This is a genomic window from Clostridium pasteurianum (assembly GCF_001705235.1).
Lineage (GTDB): Bacteria > Bacillota > Clostridia > Clostridiales > Clostridiaceae > Clostridium_S > Clostridium_S pasteurianum_A.
In genome coordinates this window covers 982,446-1,007,356 of the sequence record NZ_MCGV01000001.1, presented here as the reverse complement: position 1 = coordinate 1,007,356, position 24,911 = coordinate 982,446, and the positions used below count along the sequence as shown (strand labels likewise).

At 33.6% G+C, this 24,911-nt stretch carries 17 protein-coding genes, 2 tRNA genes and 3 rRNA genes; 17 read left to right on the top strand and 5 right to left on the bottom strand.

Annotated elements, in window-relative coordinates:
* The first annotated feature begins 16 nt into the window (after positions 1-16).
* Positions 17-793: a polysaccharide deacetylase family protein gene (locus tag BEE63_RS04610; protein WP_066020259.1), complete on the top strand. Its 777-nt coding sequence runs from the start codon at positions 17-19 to the stop codon at positions 791-793.
* A gap of 655 nt (positions 794-1,448) precedes the next feature.
* Here BEE63_RS04610 and BEE63_RS04605 read toward each other — a convergent pair.
* Together BEE63_RS04605 and BEE63_RS04600 are read right to left on the bottom strand one after the other, a co-directional pair.
* Positions 1,449-2,180, bottom strand: a complete 732-nt coding sequence (locus BEE63_RS04605; protein WP_066020258.1) for a type 1 glutamine amidotransferase — start codon at positions 2,178-2,180, stop codon at positions 1,449-1,451.
* 15 nt (positions 2,181-2,195) lie between these two features.
* Entirely contained in the window at positions 2,196-3,551 is a 1,356-nt protein-coding gene (locus tag BEE63_RS04600) for a Mur ligase family protein (protein ID WP_066023159.1), read from the bottom strand.
* 290 nt (positions 3,552-3,841) lie between these two features.
* On the opposite strand from BEE63_RS04600, the gene BEE63_RS04595 reads away from it, so the two are divergent.
* The 9 genes from BEE63_RS04595 to BEE63_RS04555 all read left to right on the top strand — a co-directional run bounded on the left by BEE63_RS04595 (position 3,842) and on the right by BEE63_RS04555 (position 13,421).
* Entirely contained in the window at positions 3,842-4,765 is a 924-nt protein-coding gene (locus tag BEE63_RS04595; protein ID WP_066020257.1) for an undecaprenyl-diphosphate phosphatase, read from the top strand.
* Positions 4,766-4,895: 130 nt separating this feature from the next.
* A complete protein-coding gene (locus BEE63_RS04590; protein WP_066020256.1) occupies positions 4,896-5,345 on the top strand; it encodes a hypothetical protein in 450 nt (149 codons plus the stop codon).
* Between the two features lie 441 nt (positions 5,346-5,786).
* Positions 5,787-7,291: ribosomal RNA gene (locus BEE63_RS04585) — 16S ribosomal RNA — on the top strand.
* A gap of 77 nt (positions 7,292-7,368) precedes the next feature.
* Positions 7,369-7,445 (top strand) — tRNA-Ile (locus BEE63_RS04580).
* A gap of 94 nt (positions 7,446-7,539) precedes the next feature.
* Positions 7,540-10,446: ribosomal RNA gene (locus BEE63_RS04575) — 23S ribosomal RNA — on the top strand.
* 166 nt (positions 10,447-10,612) lie between these two features.
* Positions 10,613-10,729: ribosomal RNA gene (gene rrf / locus BEE63_RS04570) — 5S ribosomal RNA — on the top strand.
* Together the 16S, 23S and 5S rRNA genes with 2 tRNA genes alongside form the textbook arrangement of a ribosomal RNA operon.
* Before the next feature lie 9 nt (positions 10,730-10,738).
* A tRNA-Asn gene (locus BEE63_RS04565) sits at positions 10,739-10,813 on the top strand.
* Between the two features lie 72 nt (positions 10,814-10,885).
* A complete protein-coding gene (locus BEE63_RS04560) occupies positions 10,886-11,608 on the top strand; it encodes a lysophospholipid acyltransferase family protein (RefSeq protein ID WP_066020255.1) in 723 nt (240 codons plus the stop codon).
* Positions 11,609-11,702: 94 nt separating this feature from the next.
* Entirely contained in the window at positions 11,703-13,421 is a 1,719-nt protein-coding gene (locus BEE63_RS04555) for a hypothetical protein (protein ID WP_242874689.1), read from the top strand.
* A gap of 99 nt (positions 13,422-13,520) precedes the next feature.
* Here the strand turns inward: BEE63_RS04555 and BEE63_RS04550 are convergent, their stop codons facing one another.
* Positions 13,521-13,817 (bottom strand): hypothetical protein, encoded by a 297-nt coding sequence (locus BEE63_RS04550; RefSeq protein ID WP_066020253.1) that lies wholly within the window; start codon positions 13,815-13,817, stop codon positions 13,521-13,523.
* 69 nt (positions 13,818-13,886) lie between these two features.
* Here BEE63_RS04550 and BEE63_RS04545 point away from each other — a divergent pair, with 69 nt between their 5' ends.
* The 7 genes from BEE63_RS04545 (at position 13,887) to BEE63_RS04515 (ending at position 24,052) form a co-directional block, all read left to right on the top strand.
* Complete coding sequence (locus BEE63_RS04545; RefSeq protein ID WP_066020252.1) at positions 13,887-14,351, top strand: hypothetical protein; 465 nt, start codon at positions 13,887-13,889, stop codon at positions 14,349-14,351.
* A 352-nt stretch (positions 14,352-14,703) separates the two neighbouring features.
* Positions 14,704-16,050, top strand: a complete 1,347-nt coding sequence (locus BEE63_RS04540) for a 2-isopropylmalate synthase (protein WP_066020251.1) — start codon at positions 14,704-14,706, stop codon at positions 16,048-16,050.
* A gap of 23 nt (positions 16,051-16,073) precedes the next feature.
* Positions 16,074-17,999 (top strand): aconitate hydratase, encoded by a 1,926-nt coding sequence (locus BEE63_RS04535; protein WP_066020250.1) that lies wholly within the window; start codon positions 16,074-16,076, stop codon positions 17,997-17,999.
* Between the two features lie 73 nt (positions 18,000-18,072).
* On the top strand, positions 18,073-19,077 hold the full coding sequence (locus BEE63_RS04530) for an isocitrate/isopropylmalate dehydrogenase family protein (protein ID WP_066020249.1): 1,005 nt from the start codon (positions 18,073-18,075) through the stop codon (positions 19,075-19,077).
* 383 nt (positions 19,078-19,460) lie between these two features.
* Positions 19,461-20,663, top strand: coding sequence for an argininosuccinate synthase (locus BEE63_RS04525; RefSeq protein ID WP_066020248.1), 1,203 nt, complete (start codon positions 19,461-19,463; stop codon positions 20,661-20,663).
* Positions 20,663-21,976 (top strand): argininosuccinate lyase, encoded by a 1,314-nt coding sequence (argH, locus tag BEE63_RS04520; RefSeq protein ID WP_066020247.1) that lies wholly within the window; start codon positions 20,663-20,665, stop codon positions 21,974-21,976. Before BEE63_RS04525 ends, argH begins: the two co-directional genes overlap by 1 nt.
* 336 nt (positions 21,977-22,312) lie before the next feature.
* Positions 22,313-24,052: a phosphoenolpyruvate carboxykinase gene (locus BEE63_RS04515; RefSeq protein ID WP_066020246.1), complete on the top strand. Its 1,740-nt coding sequence runs from the start codon at positions 22,313-22,315 to the stop codon at positions 24,050-24,052.
* 60 nt (positions 24,053-24,112) lie between these two features.
* Here the strand turns inward: BEE63_RS04515 and BEE63_RS04510 are convergent, their stop codons facing one another.
* Together BEE63_RS04510 and BEE63_RS04505 are read right to left on the bottom strand one after the other, a co-directional pair.
* Entirely contained in the window at positions 24,113-24,322 is a 210-nt protein-coding gene (locus tag BEE63_RS04510) for a DUF378 domain-containing protein (protein WP_066020245.1), read from the bottom strand.
* A gap of 80 nt (positions 24,323-24,402) precedes the next feature.
* Positions 24,403-24,870 carry an Lrp/AsnC ligand binding domain-containing protein gene (locus BEE63_RS04505; protein WP_066020244.1) on the bottom strand — a complete coding sequence of 156 codons (468 nt, stop codon included), beginning with the start codon at positions 24,868-24,870 and terminating at the stop codon, positions 24,403-24,405.
* Positions 24,871-24,911: the final 41 nt, after the last annotated feature.

The window sequence follows — 24,911 nt, the reverse complement described above, 5'->3', positions numbered from 1 at the left end:
TGGAGATGCTATTCAAATGAAAATAAATAAAAAGTGTTTTTTATGTGCTTTGATTTCCTTTCTTTTAATAATGCCTTTAAATGTAAAGGGAATATGTAATAAACCTACAGAGGGGACGCCAGAGAAAATTGCTTTTCTGACTTTTGATGATGGGCCAACACCTAATAATACTGTAAAAATAATAAATGAACTTAATAAAAATAACATTAAAGCAACATTTTTTGTGGTAGGGCAAAAGGAAGAGGAAAATCCCATTGCATTTAAAGAATTAGTGAAAAATAAAATGTGTATAATGCCCCATACTTATTCGCATAATTATGATATATATAAAAGCCTTAGCACTTACAATGATGATCTAGATAAATGTATGAATTTAATTCGTGGAGTTAGAGGTAAAAAAAAGTTGGAATTTGTCAGAATTCCTGGAGGATCTGATAATCAAGTTTCAAATAAGTATGTATTAAGCAGTATAAGAAAAAGTATACTTGACAGAGGAATGAATTATGTAGACTGGAATGTATGCTCAGGTGATGCGGAAGCTCACTATGTTCCTAAAAGCAAGATAATAGGTAACGTAAAAAAGCAGTGTACAGGGCAAAAGATTATTGTTATATTAATGCATGATTCATATTATAAAAAAACTACGGTAGAGTCACTTTCTGAAATTATAAATTACATTAAGGATAAAGGATATACTTTTAAAACATTTGATGATGTAAGTGAAAAGGAAAAGAATGAAATGATAGATATGGGAATAATCAACAGAAAACAAAAAATAGACGAAGGGAAATAACAGTGATTTGGAACATTAAAAAAATTCTATAAATCTAAGGCTAAAAAATCTTAAAATACTAAGATATTTCAATAACTCGCTGAAAGGATGCTCAGACAAATTGAAATATCTAAGCATTTTAAGATTTTTTAACCAAGATTTATTAGGATTTTTTTAAATTGTTCCTTCATCACTGTTATTTCCCTTAGAGAGTAAAGCAAGGAGAAAATTCCTTCGTTCCTACGGAATTTTGGGCGCAAATAATGTTTTCGTGGAACCATTAGTTTGTGGGGTGTTGACATTGCTTTGCTCGTCAGCAGGTGATAGGGTTTGCACAAACATCATGTATGATAATATGTAAGCATTTTAAGATTTTTCAAACAAGATTTATTAGGGTCTTTTTAAATTGTTCTAAAGTACTGTTACTTTTTTATAAAGTTCCAAAATTCCGTAGGTACGGAGGAATTTTTTCCTTAAATCACCGTTTGGATAAAATAATAATGTTGTAGGACGATTTAAATAAAGGTCAATAAATCTTTGGGGCTAATTGTTAAAAGACTTAGAAGTTTCAATTTGTCTGAGCATTTTTTCAGCGAGTTATTGAAACTTCTTAGTATTTTAATAATTAGCCCCTTAGATTTATGACCTTTATTTAATGTCCTGCAATATTATTATTTTATCCCTTTTTTTGTTCACGATTAACTATGAATTCTTTTGCTTTGAGCTCTAGAGAATCATCTATAGGATCTAAAGTTATTTTAGTTTTGTATTTTGCTTCAAGGGCCGTTTTTATAAATCTATCTGCAAGTTCAGGATTCTTAGAAAGAAGTGAACCGTGAAAATATGTACAATAGGTATTTTTATAAATGCAGCCTTCATAACCGTCCTGTCCGTTGTTTCCATAACCAGCAATTACTTTGCCTAAAGGTTTTAAGTCATTTATATATGTTCTGCCGGAGTGATTTTCAAAGCCAACATAAGTCTCATTGAAATCTTCATTTTTTATAATTGTATTTCCTATGAATCTTTTGTTTCCGGGTTCTGTAAATATATTTAATATATCTACACCGGGAAGTTTTTCACCTTCAGGTGTAGTGTAATATTTTCCTAGGAGTTGATAACCACCACAAATTGCTAAGAATACTTTATTATCATTGATGTATTTACTTATCGCTTCTTTTTTTGTATCAATGATATCATCTGAAACTATTGATTGTTCGTAGTCTTGACCGCCGCCGAAGAAGGTAATATCATAATTGTCGGCATCAAAGGTATCCTTTAGAGATATATTAAATACATTGACTTTTATGCCTCTTTTTTCAGCTCTATATTTTAGTATACGTACATTTCCAATATCACCGTAAACATTAAGTAAATCGGGATATAAGTGACATATGTTTAATTCCAATTTTTTCACCACCAATTACCAAAGTTTTTTAATAAAGCCTTTTGAATAAAGGAATTTTCTAAGGTCTATCATTGCTGTATATGTAGCTAACACATATATGATCTCTCCACCACAGTTTTCCATTCCTGAAAGAAGCTCTTCAAAATTGTTTTTTAGTTCAAATTTATTATTATCTAAGCCTGCTACCTTTAGACGTACTGCCATGTCATATAATCTTATACCTGAAACTAAAACTTTGTTAACATTTAAAGTACTTAGTTTTTCAAAGTTAACATCCCATATCCACGAAACGTCACGTCCGTCAGCGTAATTATCGTTTAGTAAGATCGATAAACTTATTTCACGTTTGTCAAGAGATATGGTCTTAATTGCTTCATCGTAACCAGCTGGATTTTTTACTAAAATTATTTTTACATCTTTTCCATTTATATTTATGGATTCCTGTCTTCCGAAGCTGCTTTTAGAATTTTTTAGAGCTTCAAATATTATTTTGTCATCTACATTTAAGAATTTTGCTGCTGAATATGCACAAAGAGCATTGTAGATATTATACACTCCAGGTTGATTTAAATAAAAGTCAGAGCCATTTATAGAAATAGAAGAACCAGATGGATCAAGTCCTTTTATACTACTTATGTAATAATTTAATTCGGGTCTCTTGTAGCCGCAGTTACTGCAGAAGAATTTTCCTAAGTGATTATAAGTTATAAACTCATATTCATAGGGATGTTTGCAGTTTATACAGAACTTTGCATCTGCATTTACACTTATTTTATTTTCTGAATTAACAGGGCAATTGAAACCATAATACAATTTTTTGTTAGGGACATCTAAGTTTCCAAGTAAGGATTCATCACCATTCAATATAAGGGTAGAATTAGGAACTTTTTTAACTCCATCCATTATTTTTAAAAGTGTTGTGTAAACTTCACCATATCTATCGAGTTGATCCCTAAATAAATTAGTTATAATTATGGCTTTTGGCTTTGTATATTCGGTCAAAAATTTTAAGTTAGCTTCATCTATTTCAATAACTGCATACTTTTCTTCAGAATCATAAAATTTAAAATTTTTTATGAAGCATGAAGTTATTCCAGGTTTCAAATTTGCTCCAGTGTTATTAGTTATGACTTTTTTACCACTGGCTTTTATTATGCTGTAAATTAAATTTGTAGTAGTTGTTTTGCCATTAGTTCCTGTTATAAAGATTATATTGTAGTTTTTGGTCACAGTAGAGAGAATGTCTTTATCTAGTTTTAAAGCAACTCTACCTGGAAAATTCGTTCCTCCCTTGAAAAGTTTGCTAGATATATTTATTATTGTTTTTGAAATAATTATGCTAAAAAAACTTCTTATATTAATTTTGAACACCTCCAATGTTTATTATTATAATACATATTTTCTATATTTACATCAATATAAGGTTATTTTTTATTATGCTAATTTTAAGAAATTATTAAAAATACAAAATACTATTTTAATAATTTAATAAAAATAGTATAATTAAATGGTTCATAATGTGAAACTTAAATTATACGTGTTCTAAAAGGCTAGCATCAAAGCATTATGGCGCATGTATAACTTAATAGTTAAACTGTGAACCATAAACTCTGTGTACTTCTACAAATCGAGTTCTTATATTAGCCGAAAGGAGACAAGTAATGTATACAAACTTAATCTTTATATTTAAAACAGTTCTGGAAGGAATTATTGAAGGAATTACAGAATTTTTACCAGTATCTTCAACAGGTCATATGATAATTTTAGGAAGTATAATAGGTTTCAAGGATGGTACAAAACCTGCAGCTTTATATAGTGCAGAATATATACATATGTTTGAAGTAATAATACAACTTGGAGCGATACTTGCAATTGTAGTTCTATATTGGAAAAAAATATCATCTGCCCTTAAACCGTCAAATTTATTTCCGTCTATGAAAGAGCATGAGAGTTCAGGGGTAGGAATAATTGGTGAATTTTTCACTAAAGGTTACAGGACAATGCCTGGATTTAAATTTTGGGCAAATATAGTAATTGCATGTATACCAGCTATAGTAATTGGATTGCCTTTTCAAAAGAAAATTGATAAAGTACTGTTTTATCCTCTTCCAGTAGCAGCAGCCCTTTTGATTGGAGCTGTGTGGATGATTTATGCAGAAAATAAGTATAGAAGGAAAGCTAAAATTAGAAATGTAGACGACATAACTTTAAAACAGGCATTTATAGTTGGATGCTTTCAATGTCTTGCATTGTGGCCAGGAATGTCAAGATCGGCTTCTACAATAATAGGTGCATGGATAGTTGGTTTGTCAACAGTTGCTGGTGCAGAATTTTCATTTTTTTTGGCAATTCCAATGATGTTTGGAGCTTCGCTACTATTTTTAATAAAGAATACTTTAGTGCTTTCAAATATTCAGATAATAGGACTAGCAGTAGGATTTGTAGTTGCTTTTGTAGTTGCATTAATAGTTGTAGATAAATTTATAAATTTCCTTAAAAAGCGACCAATGCGAATATTTGCAGTTTATAGGTTAGTTCTTGGAGTAACAGTTTTAATACTTGGTTTTACAAAAGTAATAAGTTAAAGTTAATATGGAATTTTGAATACTAGCTTATGTGATATTCTATGTAAGCTAGCATTTTTTATTTTTTGCATAAAATTTGAAGAACAGATAATAATAATTTTATACAATTAAGAAAAAAGGAGCTGAAATAATGGATTATTCAGAGGTTATAGAGGATATTATTAAAGAAAATAAATGGGTAAGAAATAATATAGGTATGGAAAAAATTCAATGTACAAAATTAGTTAAAGAAAATGAAAAGCTTATGGTTATAATTGTATCAGATAAATGGGCATTCCCAGTTTGTAGTCTTGTAAAAAAGATAATGGTTGATGATGGCGAAATAATTTTATTTTATGATGGTGAATATTATGAAAGAGTAGAGGAAGGGGAATACGATCGATATAAAAAATATCTTGACCGAGAAGAATGGAATATAATATTGGGTGATGATCCTGCGGAAAATTTATTTAAAAAGAATAGAGTAAGTGATAGACAAGGTTTTTATGTTCAACTTCACGAAACGGTAAAGGACTTTATAAATGGTAAATATGATAAAAAAGATACAGATGAATTAAATAATATATATAAGATAGGTTAAAAAAATTAACCCTTTATTGATATGTTAATACTGAGTATTGTTTTAAAGTAGTGTTTTTAAGGTGAAGGATTATAATTATGATCTTTGTGGGTGATTTTTATGATGGGGGGGTAACAATATTTAGCAAAATTCTAAAAATATTTAAAGATTTTTAAAATAAATGTTGACAAAATTTTTGATAAATGATATTATATAAAAGCTGTCAAGTGCAGCGAAGAATTGAACTTTGAAAATTAAACAGAGAATTATAAACCAGCAATTCTTTTGAATAGAATTTATTCTATTTAATAAATAGCGATGAGCTATAGGAATATAGAAGAATTATGTACAGGCAATGATGAAAAGTTTCGCAATTAATTTTGTTAGTGCATTTTATTGATGAAATATTGTGTAAATTAATAATCATAGTTTGCATATTTTGACTATATATTATCAAACTTTTAAATTGAGAGTTTGATCCTGGCTCAGGACGAACGCTGGCGGCGTGCTTAACACATGCAAGTCGAGCGGGGAACTTCGGTTCCCAGCGGCGGACGGGTGAGTAACACGTGGGTAACCTGCCTTACAGTGGGGAATAGCCTTCCGAAAGGAAGATTAATACCGCATAATACTCAGAGATCACATGATCTTTGAGCCAAAGGATTTATTCGCTGTAAGATGGACCCGCGGCGCATTAGCTTGTTGGTGAGGTAACGGCTCACCAAGGCTGCGATGCGTAGCCGACCTGAGAGGGTGATCGGCCACATTGGAACTGAGACACGGTCCAGACTCCTACGGGAGGCAGCAGTGGGGAATATTGCACAATGGAGGAAACTCTGATGCAGCAACGCCGCGTGAGTGATGAAGGTCTTCGGATCGTAAAACTCTGTCTTATGGGACGATAATGACGGTACCATAGGAGGAAGCCACGGCTAACTACGTGCCAGCAGCCGCGGTAATACGTAGGTGGCAAGCGTTGTCCGGATTTACTGGGCGTAAAGGATGTGTAGGCGGATATTTAAGTGAGATGTGAAATCCCCGGGCTTAACTTGGGGGCTGCATTTCAAACTGGATGTCTAGAGTGCAGGAGAGGAAAGCAGAATTCCTAGTGTAGCGGTGAAATGCGTAGAGATTAGGAAGAATACCGGTGGCGAAGGCGGCTTTCTGGACTGTAACTGACGCTGAGGCATGAAAGCGTGGGGAGCAAACAGGATTAGATACCCTGGTAGTCCACGCCGTAAACGATGAATACTAGGTGTAGGAGGTATCGACTCCTTCTGTGCCGCAGTTAACACAATAAGTATTCCGCCTGGGAAGTACGGTCGCAAGATTAAAACTCAAAGGAATTGACGGGGACCCGCACAAGCAGCGGAGCATGTGGTTTAATTCGAAGCAACGCGAAGAACCTTACCTAGACTTGACATCTCCTGAATTACTCGTAACTGAGGAAATCCCTTCGGGGACAGGAAGACAGGTGGTGCATGGTTGTCGTCAGCTCGTGTCGTGAGATGTTGGGTTAAGTCCCGCAACGAGCGCAACCCTTATCATTAGTTGCTAACATTAAGTTGAGCACTCTAGTGAGACTGCCTGGGTTAACCAGGAGGAAGGTGGGGATGACGTCAAATCATCATGCCCCTTATGTCTAGGGCCACACACGTGCTACAATGGTGGGGACAGAAAGATGCGAAACCGCAAGGCTGAGCCAAACTAAAAACCCCATCCCAGTTCGGATTGTAGGCTGAAACTCGCCTACATGAAGCCGGAGTTGCTAGTAATCGCGAATCAGAATGTCGCGGTGAATACGTTCCCGGGTCTTGTACACACCGCCCGTCACACCATGAGAGTCGGCAACACCCGAAGCCCGTGAGGTAACCTTTTGGAACCAGCGGTCGAAGGTGGGGTTGATAATTGGGGTGAAGTCGTAACAAGGTAGCCGTAGGAGAACCTGCGGCTGGATCACCTCCTTTCTAAGGAGTCGACGTGAAAATGTAATTTTCACGAAGGTTTTTAATTCTCTGTTTAATTTTGAGAGCTTAATTCTCATGGGTTTATAGCTCAGCTGGTTAGAGCGCACGCCTGATAAGCGTGAGGTCGATGGTTCGAGTCCATTTAAACCCACCATGTACTTTGAAAATTGCATAGTAATGAAAGAGTAATACTCTAAAGCAAGGCAAAGTTAATTCTTTGTTGTTTGAATTTAAATATATTTACTTAAGGTCAAGCTACAAAGGGCGCATGGTGAATGCCTTGGCACTAGGAGCCGAAGAAGGACGTGATAAGCTGCGATAAGCTTTGGGTAGGCGCAAATAGCCTGTGAACCAAAGATTTCCGAATGGGGAAACCCCCATGGATTGTATCCATGGACTGTATACTGAATTCATAGGTGTATAGAGGTAAACCCGGGGAACTGAAACATCTAAGTACCCGGAGGAAGAGAAAGAAAAATCGATTTCCTTAGTAGCGGCGAGCGAAAGGGAAAGAGCCCAAACCGGAAACTTGTTTCCGGGGTTGCGGGCAGATCATTAAAGCTTTATATCTTAACCGAAGATTTCTGGAAAGTTAAACCGTAGAAGGTAAAAGTCCTGTAGGTAAAAAGAGAAAAAAGCCCGATCTGTTCCAGAGTACCACGAGACACGTGAAACCTTGTGGGAAGCTGGGAGGACCACCTCCCAAGGCTAAATACTACCTAGTGACCGATAGTGAAGCAGTACCGTGAGGGAAAGGTGAAAAGAACCCCGGAAGGGGAGTGAAATAGAACCTGAAACCGTGTGTCCACAACCGATCAGAACACATTAACGTGTGATGATGTGCTTTTTGTAGAACGAGCCAGCGAGTTACGGTATGCAGCAAGGTTAAGCACTTAAGGTGCGCAGCCGAAGGGAAACCAAGTCTTAATAGGGCGCATAGTTGCATGCTGTAGACCCGAAACCGGGTGACCTATCCATGGTCAGGGTGAAGCGGAAGTAAAATTCCGTGGAGGTCCGAACCACAATGGTGTTGAAAAACCATGGGATGAACTGTGGATAGGGGAGAAATTCCAATCGAACTCGGATATAGCTGGTTCTCCTCGAAATAGCTTTAGGGCTAGCGCTGTGAATGAGTACCGGAGGTAGAGCACTGAATGAGGTAGGGGCTGACAACAGTTACTGAACTTTATCAAACTCCGAATGCTGGATACTTGAATCACAGTAGTCAGACTGCGAGTGATAAGATCCGTAGTCAAAAGGGAAACAGCCCAGATCACCAGCTAAGGTCCCAAAGTATAGATTAAGTGGTAAAGGATGTGGGATTTCTAAGACAACTAGGATGTTGGCTCAGAAGCAGCCATACATTAAAAGAGTGCGTAATAGCTCACTAGTCAAGAGATCCTGCGCCGAAAATGTCCGGGGCTAAAATCTAACACCGAAGCTGTGGACTTGTACTACGTACAAGTGGTAGAGGAGCATCCTGCATGGGTTGAAGTCGTACCGTAAGGAGCGGTGGACTGTGCAGGAGAGAGTATGCTGGCATAAGTAGCGAGAACTAAGTGAGAATCTTAGTGGTCGAAAACCTAAGGTTTCCTGGGGAAGGTTCGTCCGCCCAGGGTAAGTCGGGACCTAAGCCGAGGCCGAATGGCGTAGGTGATGGACAATCGGTTGATATTCCGATACCGCAAAACAACGTTATGAGAAATGGGATGACGCAGAAGGATAGGATATGCGTATGTTATTGGAAGTGCGCTTAAGCATTGAGGATGGAAAGCAGGAAAATCCGCTTTTCGTAAGTCTGGGATGTAATGATGAGGTAGTTTACTACCGAAATATCTGATTTCATGCTGCCAAGAAAAGTCTCTATCCAGGAGTTTTGTGCCCGTACCGCAAACCGACACAGGTAGGTGAGGAGAGAATCCTAAGACCATCGGAAGAATTGCTGTTAAGGAACTCGGCAAATTGACCCCGTAACTTCGGGAGAAGGGGTGCCTGCGAGAGCAGGTCGCAGAGAATAGGCCCAAGCAACTGTTTATCAAAAACACAGGTTTCTGCTAAAGCGAAAGCTGAAGTATAGGAGCTGACGCCTGCCCGGTGCTGGAAGGTTAAGGGGAATGCTTAGCGCAAGCGAAGGCATGAACTTAAGCCCCAGTAAACGGCGGCCGTAACTATAACGGTCCTAAGGTAGCGAAATTCCTTGTCGGGTAAGTTCCGACCCGCACGAATGGCGTAATGATTTGGGCACTGTCTCAACAGCAAATCCGGCGAAATTGTAGTGCAAGTGAAGATGCTTGCTACCCGCGATTGGACGGAAAGACCCCGTAGAGCTTTACTGTAGCTTAGCATTGAATTTCGGTATTGTCTGTACAGAATAGGTGGGAGACTTGGAAGCAGTTCCGTCAGGGATTGTGGAGTCACCTTTGGGATACCACCCTGACAGTACTGAGGTTCTAACCGGAGGCCATGAAACTGGTCACGGGACATAGCTAGGTGGGCAGTTTGACTGGGGCGGTCGCCTCCTAAAATGTAACGGAGGCGCCCAAAGGTTCCCTCAGCACGGTTGGAAACCGCGCGTAGAGTGCAAAGGCAGAAGGGAGCCTGACTGCGACACAAACAAGTGGAGCAGAGACGAAAGTCGGGCTTAGTGATCCGGTGACTCCTCGTGGGAGGGTCATCGCTCAACGGATAAAAGCTACCTCGGGGATAACAGGCTGATCTCCCCCAAGAGTCCACATCGACGGGGAGGTTTGGCACCTCGATGTCGGCTCGTCGCATCCTGGGGCTGAAGTAGGTCCCAAGGGTTGGGCTGTTCGCCCATTAAAGCGGCACGCGAGCTGGGTTCAGAACGTCGTGAGACAGTTCGGTCCCTATCCGTCGCGGGCGAAGGAAATTTGAGAGGAGCTGTCCTTAGTACGAGAGGACCGGGATGGACTGACCTCTGGTGTACCAGTTGTCTTACCAAAGGCACGGCTGGGTAGCTATGTCGGGACGGGATAAACGCTGAAGGCATCTAAGCGTGAAGCCCACCTCAAGATAAGATTTCCCATAACATAAGTTAGTAAGACCCCTGAAAGAACAACAGGTTGATAGGTCAGAGGTGTAAGAGTGGTAACATTTTAAGCTGACTGATACTAATAGGTCGAGGGCTTGACCAATAAAAAGAGTAAATATATAAGTTACTATGCAATTTTGAAAGTATATACAAGTTTCTTTACGAAACTTAACTTGTACTTGTTCCAAAATACTAGCTTCAAAGTATTATGGTACATGTGGAAGTTAGTAGTTGAGTAGAAAGATTGACTTTCAAAAACAAAATGTAAATCCGGTGATCATAGCTTGGTTGCAACACCCGTTCCCATACCGAACACGAAGGTTAAGAACCAAAGCGCCGATGGTACTGCAGGGGTTGCCCTGTGGGAGAGTAGGTCATTGCCGGGTAGAATGTATTCCGCGATAGCTCAACGGTGGAGCACTCGGCTGTTAACCGATAGGTTGAAGGTTCGAATCCTTTTCGCGGAGCCATTTTATTTTTTGACGAAATTTATTATATTATATGCTATACATAGAAGAGATGTATTAAAAAGGAGTATAATTATGCGTTGGATTTTTTTATACATATATTTTGTGTTTTATATGATTAAAACTTTATTTTTTAAAATAAAACTTAATCATATAAAGAAAATTAAAAGTGAAAAAGAATATGAAGAAGCAGTTCATAATGTAGTTTTTAAGTGGTCTAAGCATATTCTTAAGGTTATTGGGATTAAAGTGAACGTAAAAGGATTAGAGAATATACCTGAAGGTACATGCGTATTTATTTCAAATCATCAAAGTAATCTCGATTTTTTGGCTATAATGGGAATTATTGATAAGCAAATTGGTTTTATAGCTAAGAGGGAAATCTTAAAAATAAAAATTGTAAGTGGTTGGATGAAAATGATGCATTGTGTATTTATAGATAGAAATGATATACGTAAATCGCTTATGGCTATAAATGAAGGTGTGGAAAATTTAGATAAGGGATATTCTATGGCAATATTTCCAGAAGGTACAAGAAGCAAAAGTAGCAATATGGGAGAATTTAAAAAAGGAAGTTTAAAATTGGCTACTAAAGCGAATGCTGTAGTTGTTCCAATCGCAATTGATGGTGCATATAAACTTTTTGAGGATGTGGGTGGTAAGATTAGATCTGGAGTTATAAATATGTCCATATTGGAACCTATAGATATTAAGGAGCTTGATAGAAGTGAGAAATCTAAATTGTCAGATATTCTTCATGACAAAATTTACAAAGAAGTTCAGAAAATTAAAAGCTAGTATAAGTGATAATATTAATTAGAGCATTATTGAATATAACTACTAAAAAAGAAATTTAATAGTTATATATTATGAAAGGAACTAGTTTATGAATATGAAAAGACATATTGAGAAGAAGAAAATTTTTATTGCATATGTTTTTTTTATTTTATTAATAAGACTTATATTATCAACAGGAGTTAGAGTATGGACTTTTGGAGATAATCACTATGATGATGGTATGATGATTAAAAATGCTGCTAACCTTATATCAGGAAATTGGCTTGGCAGATTTGATCAGTATATACTTGCTAAAGGAATAACTTTTCCATTATATTTAGATTTAATACATAAAGTTGGCTTACCGTTTATTTTTTCAAATGTATTAATGTGTTTTGCGGCTTCTGTGACTTTTATAGTATCCATTAAAAAAATAATACCAAATAGAAATGCTTTAGCTATAATTTATACAATATTAATGTTTAATCCAATAGCATCTGCTTCATGGACATTTCAAAGGGCATATAGAGATTCTATATATAGCTATTTAGTAGTAATTTTATTTTCATTAATTATAGCAATATATTTAAATAGAAATGAATCGTATAATAAAATATTATGGTATAGTTTAGCATCAGGCTTTTTTTTATCAGCAACATGGCTTGCTAGAGAAGATTCTCCATGGGTAGCACCTTTTGTTGTTGTGGCACTTTTAGTAACTGCGATATTTATATTTTTAGACAAAAAAGAAGATAAGAAGATAAAGATAAAAAAAATTTTATCCCTCACAGTAACGCCAATTTTTTTAGCTGTTAGTATATTAGTGGTTTCAACTATAAATTATAGGCATTATGGGGTATTTATGACTAATGAATATACCGGAGGATATTTACCTAAGTTGTTTAAAGAATTGACTATAATAAAACCTGATAAGTGGATTCCGGATGTACCTGTTCCAAAATCAACTAGAGAAAAAGCATATAAGGTATCGCCTACTTTTTCTAAATTAAAGAAGACTTTAGAAGCTCATCCATTTATAGCTACTCAGCCAGGAGGAAATGCATCTTGTTCAATGCTTGCATGGGCGGTTATTGATAGTGTTCAGTGGTATGGATTGAAGGATGGAAAATCAAGTCAGGAATTTTACAAGAAATCTGCTGATGAAATAGAGGATGCTATAAAATCAGGAAAGCTTAAAACACGAGGTGGATATATTTTTATGTTTGAGTCCCCATGGGATAATAGGTATATAGTTCCTTTTATGAAATCATTTTATGAAACATTTAAAACCACTGTACATATGGGACAGTATTATAATACTGACCAAGAAAGTCTTGTTGAGACTCTTCAGGTAGACAAAAAATATAACAAAACAATTATACCTTTATTTCAAAATAATATAACTAGCATAGGAAATGATCAGGAAATAAGAAATCTTGAATATGTAACAAATAATATTGCCTATAATAAAGCAGATAGTATACCAAGCAGACAAATTAAGATGCGTATAACTAATAAAATAAGTTTAATTTATTACAAAATAAATTCTTTCTTGTTTATAATTGGTTGCCTAGGATATATTTATATTACTTTACGTTTGATTTTAAGTAGAAAAAGTAAAAAAAATTCTTTATTTGATGAATGGCTAATTTTAACTGGTATATTTTTAAGTTATATACTTCGTTTAGCTCTAATATCTTATACGGATGTTTGTTCTATATTTATGCAGTATTCAATGTATTTGGCGCCAAGTTATTGGCTAATACTTATGTTTACTTTTTCTAGTATATTTATTTCAGCTAGGGATTTAATTAAAAATCATTATAGAAATTAATAAAATAACAAAAATAGACTTTAGAATATTTAAAGTCTATTTTTATTATTAAAAAATTTAGTGTTTTTAATGGAAATGTAATTATGTTTTTTAGTATAATTAATCTATAGTATTTATATTTTCAATTAAAAGTGATTCTATTGAATTTATTTTTAATTTTAAGGAATTGTTTTTTTCGACTAATTCGTCTATGTCTTTTTTGTAATTTATATTATTTTTGTTTAATAAGCTTAATTTTTTATCTAATTCATCTATTTTTTCTTTTTTCTTATTTATTAATTCAGAATACATTTCATTAATAAGAATTGTTTTCTCAGAAGTGAGTTTAATTCTTTGAGCAACATTATTTGTTTTATCGTTTGTGATTTTTAAAAATTTGTTAAGTGGATTAGCCATAATATCACCCTTTCTCATATATATACGTTTATTATAATATTATAATCATAATTAATAAAGGAGAAATTTATGGATGAAAATAAGATTGTAAATAAATTCTTAGAACAAAAGGAAAATGAAAACAAGTCTTTAGAAGAAAAAATTATTATGCTTGAAGATTCTATAGAAAAGATGAACAAAGAAAATAAAGAATATGAAAAAATTTTAGAAAAAGAAAGATTAAAAAATGCAATATTGAATAATCGTTACGGAATGCTTTTAGGGGAAGCAAAAGAAAAGGGGATTGTGTTTAAAATTCGAAATAGTAATTTAAACATAAGAGAATGGGATAATTTATATTTTAAAGATCAAAAAGGGATTATTTATATTCAAAGCTTCTCGGGAAATTTAATACATGAATTTGATGAAAATGTAAGTGGACTAATAAGAATTTTGATATCAGAAAATGAGTACAGTCTTATTGTCATAAGAATGAATGAAAAAAATATAAAAATTCAATTTAGAATAGTTGAAAAGACGAGCGATAATAAGTAATAGTTATAAAAGTTAGCGTAATATATGTAATACGCTAACTTTTTATTTATATTATAGGCTGAAAGTTAATGAATTAGCATTAGCTTTAAAAAGAAATTTAAAATATGAAATTTAAATCATACATTTATTCAAAAACAAGCAATATTTAATTGAAAATAATATTTTAATATGTTAAAATATATTATATTCATAAATGATTTTTCTGCATAGCACTAATAAATAGGGGGCTTACAAAGGATAAATGCAAATTTATGCAAAATGAATTCATTATTATAAATAATTCTATTTATTGAAATATGAAGGATTGAAAAAATAAAAATCATTTTAAATTTTTGTATTAGGAAGTGATTTTATGGAAGAGTTGAAGTTGAAGGATGTTGACAAAGCTAATTTGTATAGAGATATCTTTCCATATCATGATGTTCCACAAATTAAGTTTGATGGTAGTGACATTAAAGTAGATATACCAGATGATATATGGATAACAGATACAACTTTTAGAGATGGTCAGCAGTCTATGACTCCTTTTACAGTTGAACAAATAATTAATATCTTTGATTATTTGCATAAATTAGATAATAATACAGGTGTTATAAGACAAACTGAATTTTTCTTGTATACAAATAGGGATAGAGAAGCCTTAATTGAATGTATGAATAGAGGTTATAAATTTCCACAGATAACTACATGGATAAGGGCAAATAAAAATGACTTTAAGCTTGTAAAAGATACAGGAGTAGAGGAAACTGGAATTTTGATGTCATGTTCAGATTATCATATTTTTAAGAAGCTAAAAATGAATAGAAGACAAACCTACGAAATGTATATAGAAATAGTTGAGGAGGCTCTTTCAAATGGCATAATTCCTAGATGCCATCTTGAAGATATTACTAGAGCTGATTTCTTTGGATTTGTGGTTCCGCTTGTGAATAAACTTATGGAGCTTTCAAAACAATATGGAATACAAGTAAAGATAAGAGCTTGTGACACATTGGGGTTAGGAGTTTCATTCCCTGGTGTTGAACTTCCTAGAAGTGTGCCAGCAATAATAAGTGGACTTAGAAAGTATTGTAATGTACCAGCAGAATCCCTTGAATGGCATGGCCACAATGATTTTTATAATGTTGTTCCAAATGCTGCAGCTGCATGGTTATATGGATGTTCAGCTGTAAATACAACATTACTTGGTATAGGCGAGAGAACAGGAAATTGTCCACTTGAGGGTATGGTATTTCAGTATTGTCAGTTAAAAGGTAATCCAGGAATGAATCTTCATGTTATAACGGAAATAGCAAAATATTTTGAAGATGAAATGAAATATGAAATACCACCGAGAACACCTTTTGTTGGAACTGATTTTAATGTTACTAGAGCAGGTATACATGCAGATGGTATATTAAAGGATGAAGAAATTTACAATATATTTGATACAGAGAAAATTCTTGATAGGCCTGTACTTGTTGCTGTTAATGAATATTCGGGATTAGCAGGGATAGCAGCATGGATTAATACCTACTTTAAACTTAAAAATGGAAATGAAGTAGATAAAAGAGACGATAGAGTTGCAGAAATTAAAAAATGGGTGGATAATCAGTATGAAAGTGGAAGAACTACACCTATAACAAATAAAGAACTTGAACTTGAAGTTAAGAGATATTTTGAAGAATTAATTAACATGGAAAATACAAGAGTTAGTTAAGTTATTAAGGAGAGATGCTTAAAATGGGATTAACATTAACAGAAAAAATATTAAAGAATCATTTAGTATCTGGTGAAATGAAAAAGGGCAGTGAAATAGGAATAAGAATAGATAATACACTTACGCAGGATTCAACAGGTACAATGGCTTATTTGCAGTTTGAAGCCTTGGGAATAGGAAAGGTCAAAACTAAAAGATCTGTTGCATATATAGATCATAATATACTTCAAACAGGTCCTGAAAATGCAGATGATCATTTGTATATTCAAACGGTGGCAAAAAAGCATGGAATATATTTTTCAAAGCCAGGTAATGGAATATGTCATCAGGTTAATCTTGAGAGATTTGATGTTCCAGGGGAAACTTTAATCGGTTCTGACAGCCATACCCCAACAGCTGGAGGAATGGGAATGCTTGCAATAGGTGCAGGTGGTCTTGATGTTGCTGTTGCTATGGGTGGTGGAGAATACTATATAATAAACCCAAATGTAGTTAAAGTTAACTTAAAAGGTAAACTTAGGCCGATGGTTTCGGCTAAAGATATAATTTTGGATGTTTTGAGACAGGTTACTGTAAAAGGTGGAGTAGGAAAGGTATTTGAATACTGTGGTGATGGAGTTAAATATCTTTCTATTCCTGAAAGAGCAACTATTTGTAATATGGGAGCTGAACTTGGAGCTACAACTTCAATTTTCCCAAGTGATGAAACTACAAAAGCTTTCTTAAAGGCACAGGGAAGAGAAAGTGATTATAAAGAATTTGGTCCAGACGAGGATGCAGTTTATGCAGAAGAGGTTACAGTTGATTTAGATAATCTTGAACCATTAGTAGCTTGTCCTCATAGTCCGGATAAGGTAAAAAAAGTTTCTGAAATTAAAGGACTTAAAGTAAATCAGATTGCTATAGGAAGCTGCACTAATTCTTCTTTTGTTGATATGATGAAGGTTGCTGAAATTTTAAAAGGAAAAACAATCAATGAAAAAGTATCTTTAGTTATAGCACCTGGATCTAAGCAGGTTTTAACTATGCTTGCTGAAAATGGAGCTCTTGCAAGTCTTGTTTCGTCAGGAGCGAGAATACTTGAATGTGCTTGTGGTCCATGTATAGGAATGGGTCAGGCACCTTGTACAAATGCAGTTTCGCTTAGAACTTTTAATAGAAATTTTGAGGGAAGATCAGGAACAGTTTCAGCTCAGATTTATCTTTTAAGTCCTGAAACGGCTGCTGTGTCTGCGTTAACAGGGTACTTAACAGATCCTACAACTTTTGAGGCAGATGTTCAGAAGATAAAGGTTCCAGATAGCTTCCTAATTAATGATAATTTAATAGTAAGTCCAGCCGAAAATCCGGAAGACGTTGAAATAGTTAGAGGACCTAATATAAAGCCTTTTCCTAAAGCAAAACCATTAACTAATAAGCTTTCTGGAAAAGCACTTATAAAGGTTGAAGACAATATAACTACGGATCATATTATGCCTTCTAATGCTAAGCTTTTGCCATTTAGATCTAATATTCCTCATTTAGCAGATTATTGCTTAACACCATGTGATAAGGATTTTCCTAAGAATGCTAAAGAAAATAATGGTGGATTCATAGTTGGAGGTTCAAATTATGGTCAGGGTTCAAGTAGAGAACATGCAGCACTTGCACCATTATATCTTGGAATAAAGGGAGTATTTGCTAAATCATTTGCTAGAATACACAAGGCAAATCTTATTAACAATGGTATTTTGCCACTTGTATTTGCTGATGAAGCTGATTATGATAAAATAGATAAAAATGATGAAATTGAAATAAATGATGTTATAAATCAAGTTAAAAACGGTGTGGTTTATATTAAAAATGTATCTAAAAGTGAGAAATATAAGATGATTCTTGATATACCAGAAAGACAAAAAGATATGCTTATATGCGGCGGAAAGTTAAATCAGATGAATAGTAGAAAATAAAAAATTAAAGAGGGCTTTATGCCCTTTCAATTTTTGTATAAACGTAAAATTTAATATTGGAGGTACAACATTTATGAAAAAAGATCACAACATAACACTTATTCCTGGAGATGGAATAGGACCAGAAGTAACAGGTGCTGCTAAAAAAGTAATAGAAGCAGCTGGAGTTAATATAAATTGGGATGTAGTTGAAGCTGGAGCAAATGTAATGGATGAGTATGGTACACCTCTTCCACAGTATGTATTAGATAGTATAAAGAAAAATAAAATAGCGCTTAAAGGACCTATAACAACTCCTGTTGGAAGTGGATTTAGAAGTGTAAATGTTGCTTTAAGGCAGGCATTTAATCTATATGCAAATGTAAGACCTATAAAAACTTATGAAGGTATACCTACAAGATATAAGGATGTAGATTTGATTATAGTTCGTGAGAATACAGAAGATTTATATGCAGGAATTGAACATAAAATAGGAGATTATGCAGCTGAAAGCATAAAGATAATAACAAGAGAAGCAAGTGAGAGAATTGCGGATTTTGCATTTAAGATGGCAGTAAATCAAAATAGAAAGAAAGTTACAGCCGTGCATAAAGCCAATATAATGAAATATTCAGATGGACTATTTTTAAGCTGTGCTAGAAAGATTGCAGAAAAGTATAAAAACATAGAATTTGAAGATGTAATTGTGGATGCTATGAGCATGAAGCTAGTACAAAATCCTGAAAAATATGATGTGCTTGTAATGCCAAATCTTTATGGAGATATATTGTCAGATATGGCAGCAGGCCTTGTTGGAGGACTTGGAGTTGCACCGGGAGCAAATATAGGACGCGATATTTCAATATTTGAGTCAATTCACGGTTCAGCGCCAGATATAGCTGGTAAAAACATAGCAAATCCAACAGCTGCAATATTGTCTGGGGTAATGATGCTTAGATATATAGATGAGGGAGAAGCAGCAGACAAAATAGATAATGCTATCAGGAAAGTTTTAAAGGATGGCACAAAGGTTACTTGTGATTTAGGTGGAAATATAGGAACGAAAGAATTTACAGATGAAGTAATAAAAAATTTATAAATTAAAAGTTATGTTTTAAATAAGTGTAAAAAACAACACTTATTTAAAACATAGCCAAATTAAAAAATATTGTATAGTGGAGCTGTTGTATTTATTGCAATGGCTTCACTTTTTTTTGAAATAAGTTTCAATTTGTAATACATGAACAATACGAACTAATTAAAGTTAGTTTGTATTGTTTATAAAATATAAATTATTGCATAAAATAATTTTCTTGTGAATATTTATAAAATATATTGCATAATTATAAAAAAAGTCTTATAATAATAACAAGCGAAAAATATAAGGTTGAGGTAAAAATGCCTCATGTATTTTGAAATTAAATTATGCATACTATATAAATTTGTAGCGTATAAATAGTATTTGGAAAGGTGTTTGATATTATGAAAGAGAAAGTAGTTTTAGCTTATTCAGGTGGTCTTGATACTTCAGTAACAATTCCATGGCTTAAAGATAATTATGATGTTGATGTAATAGCTGTATGTGTCAACGTTGGTCAAGAAGATGATATGGAGAAAGTTAAGGAAAAGGCAGTAGAGAGTGGAGCAGCAAAAATATATGTTGAAGATGTTAAAAAAGAATTTGTAACAGATTATTTATATAATGCTATAAAGTGGAACGCAAAATATGAAGGAGAATATCTTCTTGGAACATCATTTGCTAGACCATTAATTGCAAAAAAATTAGTTGAGGTTGCACATAAAGAAGGTGCTAAATATATATGTCACGGATGTACAGGAAAAGGAAATGATCAGGTTCGTTTTGAAACTGCAATTGCAGCAATGGATCCATACATTCAAATAATTGCCCCATGGAGACTCTGGGATATAGATTCAAGAGAAGCAGAAATAGATTATGCAAAGTCAAAGGGAGTAAAGGTTACTGCGACTAAGGAAAAGATTTATTCGGAAGATTGGAATTTATGGCATATAAGTCATGAAGGTGGAGATCTTGAAGATCCTAAGAATGAGCATAAGACAGATATGTATAAGTGTGTTGTACCTCCTGAAAAGGCAAAGGATCAAGATACTTATGTAAGTATATATTTTGAAAAGGGAGTGCCAACTAAGATTAACGGAGAAGAGCTAGATCCTGTTCAGTTAATTGAAAAAGCAAATAAAATAGCAGGCGACAATGGTATAGGAATTGCAGATCTTGTTGAAAACAGACTTGTTGGTATGAAATCAAGAGGAGTTTATGAGACACCAGGTGGAACACTTCTTTATGAAGCTCATACTCAGCTTGAACATTTAACTATAGATAAAGATGCATATCATTACAAACAAGTATTGGCACTTAAATATGCAGAGCTTGTATATGATGGATTATGGTTTACTACAACAAGAGAAGCATTAGATGCTTTTGTTAACACTGTTGAGGAGAATGTAACTGGTACAGTAAAACTTAAATTATACAAAGGAAATATGAAAGTTGCAGGGGTAGAATCAAAATATGCACTTTATGATCAAGGTATATCATCTTTTGGGGCAAGTGATTTATACAGTCATAAAGATGCACAAGGATTTATAAATTTATTCAGCCTTCCAAGTAAAATTAAAGCTATGAAGAAGTTGGAGAAAAAGTAATGAAGCTTTGGGGTGGAAGATTTAGAGAAAGTGAAAGTAAGCTTATGGAGGCATTTAACGCTTCTTTAAGCTTTGACAAAAAATTATATGAAGAAGATATAACTGGAAGTATTGCTCATGTAAAAATGCTGAATAAATGCAACATAATAAATAATGAAGAGTATGAACAAATATTAAGGGGACTTAAATCTATAGAAGAAGATATAGAAAGTGGAAAACTGAAAATAGAAGGTGACTATGAAGATATACACAGTTTTGTGGAATCCAACCTTATAGAGAAAATTGGGGCGGTTGGAAAGAAACTTCATACAGCTAGAAGTAGAAATGACCAGGTTGCCCTGGATATGAAAATGTATGTTAAAAAAAGTTCATTTGTCATTATAGAGTACATAGATAAATTATTAAATACTTTAAAGGACAAAGGAAATAAAAACCACTTTATAATGCCAGGATACACTCATATGCAAAGAGCACAGGTTGTTACATTTACCCATCATATGATGGCATATTACAGCATGTTCAAGAGGGATAAGAAGAGAATAGAAAATGCTATTTCAAATTTGAACGAAAGTCCACTTGGATGCTGCGCTTTAGCAGGAACAACTTATGATACAGATATGGAGTTTACAGCTAAAGAACTTGGTTTTGATAAACCTGTAGATAATTTTTTGGATGGAGTAAGTGACAGGGATTATATACTAGAGGTATTGTCGGATTTTTCAATATGCATGATGCATTTAAGTAGGCTTAGTGAAGAGCTAATTATGTGGAGTACTAAAGAATTTGATTTTGTGGCTATGGATGACAAGTTCTCTACAGGAAGCAGTATAATGCCTCAAAAGAAAAATCCAGATGCAGCAGAACTCATACGTGGAAAAACTGGTAGGGTATATGGAAGCTTAATAGCTATGTTTACAATCATGAAAGGAATTCCATTAGCATATAATAAAGATATGCAGGAGGATAAGGAACAATTTTTTGATGCTTTTGATACTCTTAAAATGTGTCTTGCTGTAATGGAAGGTATGATTTCTACCATGAAGGTTAAAAAGGACAAAATGAGAAATGCAGTAAAAGGTGGATTTTTAAATGCTACAGATGTGGCTGATTATTTAGTTACTAAGGGTATAGCCTTTAGAGATGCACATAAAATATCAGGTGAAATTGTAATATACTGCGAAAATAACAAAAAAAGTATAGAAGATTTAAGCCAAGACGAATTTAAAAAGTTTAGTGATTTATTTGATAATGATATTTATGACGCTATAAATTGTGATAAAGTTATACGAAAAGGAAACAAAAAAATAATGTAAAGGTAAGGAGACTGGTTTTGAAATTAAAGCTAGTTTCCTTATATTTTTATAATTTGGCTTATTCTAATGCTTACGAAATCTTCCATTACCGCTGGTAGAAATGTTCTTTTATATGTTATTAGATTTTCAAGAGAAGTGGCGGAAAATCATTAATAAGTCTTAATTTTCATTAAGCTGTTTTGCAATATTAATGTATTATGTATTGAAAAAATGAAGTGCGGCTAATGAAAAAAATTCATTTTTATGGTATAATACTCAATGTTGGGTGCAAAAATGAATGAAATCAATTAACGAGCATTCATTCTTTTTATTTTATATAGGGGGTAAAGGATAACAATGCAAAAAGAATTTTCTATAAGCAACAATAAAGTAATAATTAATTTTACAGCTAAATATTGTGATACATCTGAAAAACTATTAAATAGTGATGGATTTAGAAGAGTATTAGCTGTTTTTATTAAAAAAGGGAGACATAGGTCTTCTAATGATTATAAGTATATTGAACAAACTATAATCGAGGATGATGAGAACAAAATAGTAGATGATATTACAGAAATACTTAAATTGCTCTTGATTTTTAAGAGGGAAGAAATAATAAAAATTAATCCTAAATATGAGAGTTTTTTATCTAAACGTGATAATATTGTGAAAATAATAGAGAATATATATGGATTCTGGCGAAGACTTGAAAGATATACAGTAGTTCATAATAGTAAAATTAATGAGGGACTTGAAAATGTAAGTTTTGTAGATGCTAACCTTCAATTTTCTCAGCTCATAATAAATACTTACAGGAAAATTGAAGAAAATATTTTAGGTGAAAAGCCTAAAGTATATAGACAGCTTCCAGCAGGAGCTAATGCAGGACTTATTGTTAACAGTATAAAATGGAAATATCCAGAGGGATACGAATGCCTTAATGGGGTGCCTGTTATAGATTCTGTGTTAATAGATCCTCCATTTATATCATATCCTCAAAAGATAAAAAGAGATGGATTTTTTACAGAAGTATTTGAAAATCCGCTTAACTGCAGAATTAATAGGGATCACTGGTTTTGCTTCCCTGTTAAAATAGGAACACTTCTTGCATTTATCTATTTTCACAGAGATTTCATGGCACATGGTATTACCTTATGCAATTTGTTTGAAATAGCTAAGGGAAGTGAATATAAAGATAGGAAACCTGATATAGTATTTGTTTTTGGAGCTAGAGATAACGCAGAAAAAACACGTACTATATTTTATGATGATAAGAAAAATGACATAATGCTTGGATATATTAATTATAGTGTTGATGTTGATTATTTTGGATACATGAAAAAAATGGCATTGACACTCCACAACTTAATTATGATAAAAAGAGGATACCTCCCAATTCATGGGGCAATGGTAAATATAGTAACAAAGGACGGAAATACAGTCAATGCTGTCATAATGGGTGATAGTGGTGCTGGTAAATCTGAAAGTCTTGAGGCATTTAGAGAATTAGGAGAAGAATATATAAGCGATATGACGGTTATTTTCGACGATATGGGCGTTGTTAAACCTAATGGCACAGGTGGAAAACCTATGGGCTATGGAACGGAAATAGGAGCATTTGTCAGACTTGATGATCTTGATCCTGGATATGCTTTTAGAGAAATGGATAGAAGTATATTTATGAATCCTGATAAAACAAATGCAAGACTAGTTATCCCGGTAGCAAGTTACAGTGATATAACAAGAGGATATCCTATTGATTTATTTTTATATGCGAATAATTATGATCCTGATGGAGAGGAACTTTCATTCTTTAAATCAGCTAAAGAAGCAATTCCTGTATTTAGAAGTGGGGCTAGAATGGCAAAGGGAACTACAACGGAAAAAGGTCTTGTAAATACGTTTTTTGCTAATCCTTTTGGTCCAGTTCAAAGAGAGAAGGAAACGGATAAGCTCATAACAAAATATTTTAATAAATTTTTTGAAACTGGAATTAAAGTTGGACAGATAAGAACACGACTTGGAGTAAAGGGTAAAGAAAAAGAAGGACCTAAAAATGCAGCAATAAAACTTTTGGATGTAGTAAAGAAAATGTAAATAACAGCGCAGGACATATTTTTATGCTCTGCGCTGTTATTTATATTTAACGTTTAAATTTTATTTTTCTACACGCACTTCTCTATCTCTTCCTAGGAAGGATATTGCATATAATCCACAAATGCCTACTACTGCATATATTATTCTTGTTAAAGTAGACATTGTTCCAAATAATGCTGATACTAAATCAAAGCTGAAAAATCCAATTAGACCCCAATTTATGGCACCTATTATGACAAAAACTAAAGCTATAATATCTAGTGTTTTCATCATTTACATCTCCTTTAAAGTAGTTTTACAGCATTATTTTGTACATAAAAACTTATTTTATACTGGAAAACATGCGCTAATTATGCAAAATCTATATTTCTGTCTATTGGCTGAGAAAGTGCCATAAAAGTATTAGTTCTTTGCACACCATCTATAAGTTGTATTCTATTTAATAAAAGATTTTGAAGGTCAGCTATACTCCTACAGACAACTTTTGCAAAAATTGAAAATTCACCAGTGATATAATAAAGTTCTACTATTTCCTTTATTTCTTTCATTGATTCGAGGACACTCGGATAAGAGGCCGCTTTATCAATATATATACCAACTAAGCAGCAAATATCATATCCTAATTTAGTATTGTCTACTATAAGCTTTGTACCCTTTATAATTCCCATGTCTTCCATCTTCTTCATTCTAACATGAATAGTTCCGCCGCTTACGTGACATTCTCTTGCTATTTCTAGATATGGCGTTCTTGAATCCCCAACTAAAATATGTAATATTTGTAAGTCCAAATCATCCAATCCATTAACTTGTAAATTCATTTAAATCAACTCCTATAAGTTATAGTAAACAACAATATTAT

What these genes read in the sequence shown, in the direction of transcription:
- BEE63_RS04515 (WP_066020246.1), top strand. Translation starts at nt 22,313, where the DNA reads ATGCAAAAAGAATTTTCTATAAGCAACAATAAAGTAATAATTAATTTT.
- BEE63_RS04590 (WP_066020256.1), top strand. Translation starts at nt 4,896, where the DNA reads ATGGATTATTCAGAGGTTATAGAGGATATTATTAAAGAAAATAAATGG.
- BEE63_RS04555 (WP_242874689.1), top strand. Translation starts at nt 11,703, where the DNA reads ATGAAAAGACATATTGAGAAGAAGAAAATTTTTATTGCATATGTTTTT.
- BEE63_RS04525 (WP_066020248.1), top strand. Translation starts at nt 19,461, where the DNA reads ATGAAAGAGAAAGTAGTTTTAGCTTATTCAGGTGGTCTTGATACTTCA.
- BEE63_RS04505 (WP_066020244.1), bottom strand. Translation starts at nt 24,870, where the DNA reads ATGAATTTACAAGTTAATGGATTGGATGATTTGGACTTACAAATATTA.
- BEE63_RS04550 (WP_066020253.1), bottom strand. Translation starts at nt 13,817, where the DNA reads ATGGCTAATCCACTTAACAAATTTTTAAAAATCACAAACGATAAAACA.
- BEE63_RS04535 (WP_066020250.1), top strand. Translation starts at nt 16,074, where the DNA reads ATGGGATTAACATTAACAGAAAAAATATTAAAGAATCATTTAGTATCT.
- BEE63_RS04540 (WP_066020251.1), top strand. Translation starts at nt 14,704, where the DNA reads ATGGAAGAGTTGAAGTTGAAGGATGTTGACAAAGCTAATTTGTATAGA.
- BEE63_RS04545 (WP_066020252.1), top strand. Translation starts at nt 13,887, where the DNA reads ATGGATGAAAATAAGATTGTAAATAAATTCTTAGAACAAAAGGAAAAT.
- BEE63_RS04530 (WP_066020249.1), top strand. Translation starts at nt 18,073, where the DNA reads ATGAAAAAAGATCACAACATAACACTTATTCCTGGAGATGGAATAGGA.
- BEE63_RS04560 (WP_066020255.1), top strand. Translation starts at nt 10,886, where the DNA reads ATGCGTTGGATTTTTTTATACATATATTTTGTGTTTTATATGATTAAA.
- BEE63_RS04595 (WP_066020257.1), top strand. Translation starts at nt 3,842, where the DNA reads ATGTATACAAACTTAATCTTTATATTTAAAACAGTTCTGGAAGGAATT.
- BEE63_RS04510 (WP_066020245.1), bottom strand. Translation starts at nt 24,322, where the DNA reads ATGAAAACACTAGATATTATAGCTTTAGTTTTTGTCATAATAGGTGCC.
- argH (WP_066020247.1), top strand. Translation starts at nt 20,663, where the DNA reads ATGAAGCTTTGGGGTGGAAGATTTAGAGAAAGTGAAAGTAAGCTTATG.
- BEE63_RS04610 (WP_066020259.1), top strand. Translation starts at nt 17, where the DNA reads ATGAAAATAAATAAAAAGTGTTTTTTATGTGCTTTGATTTCCTTTCTT.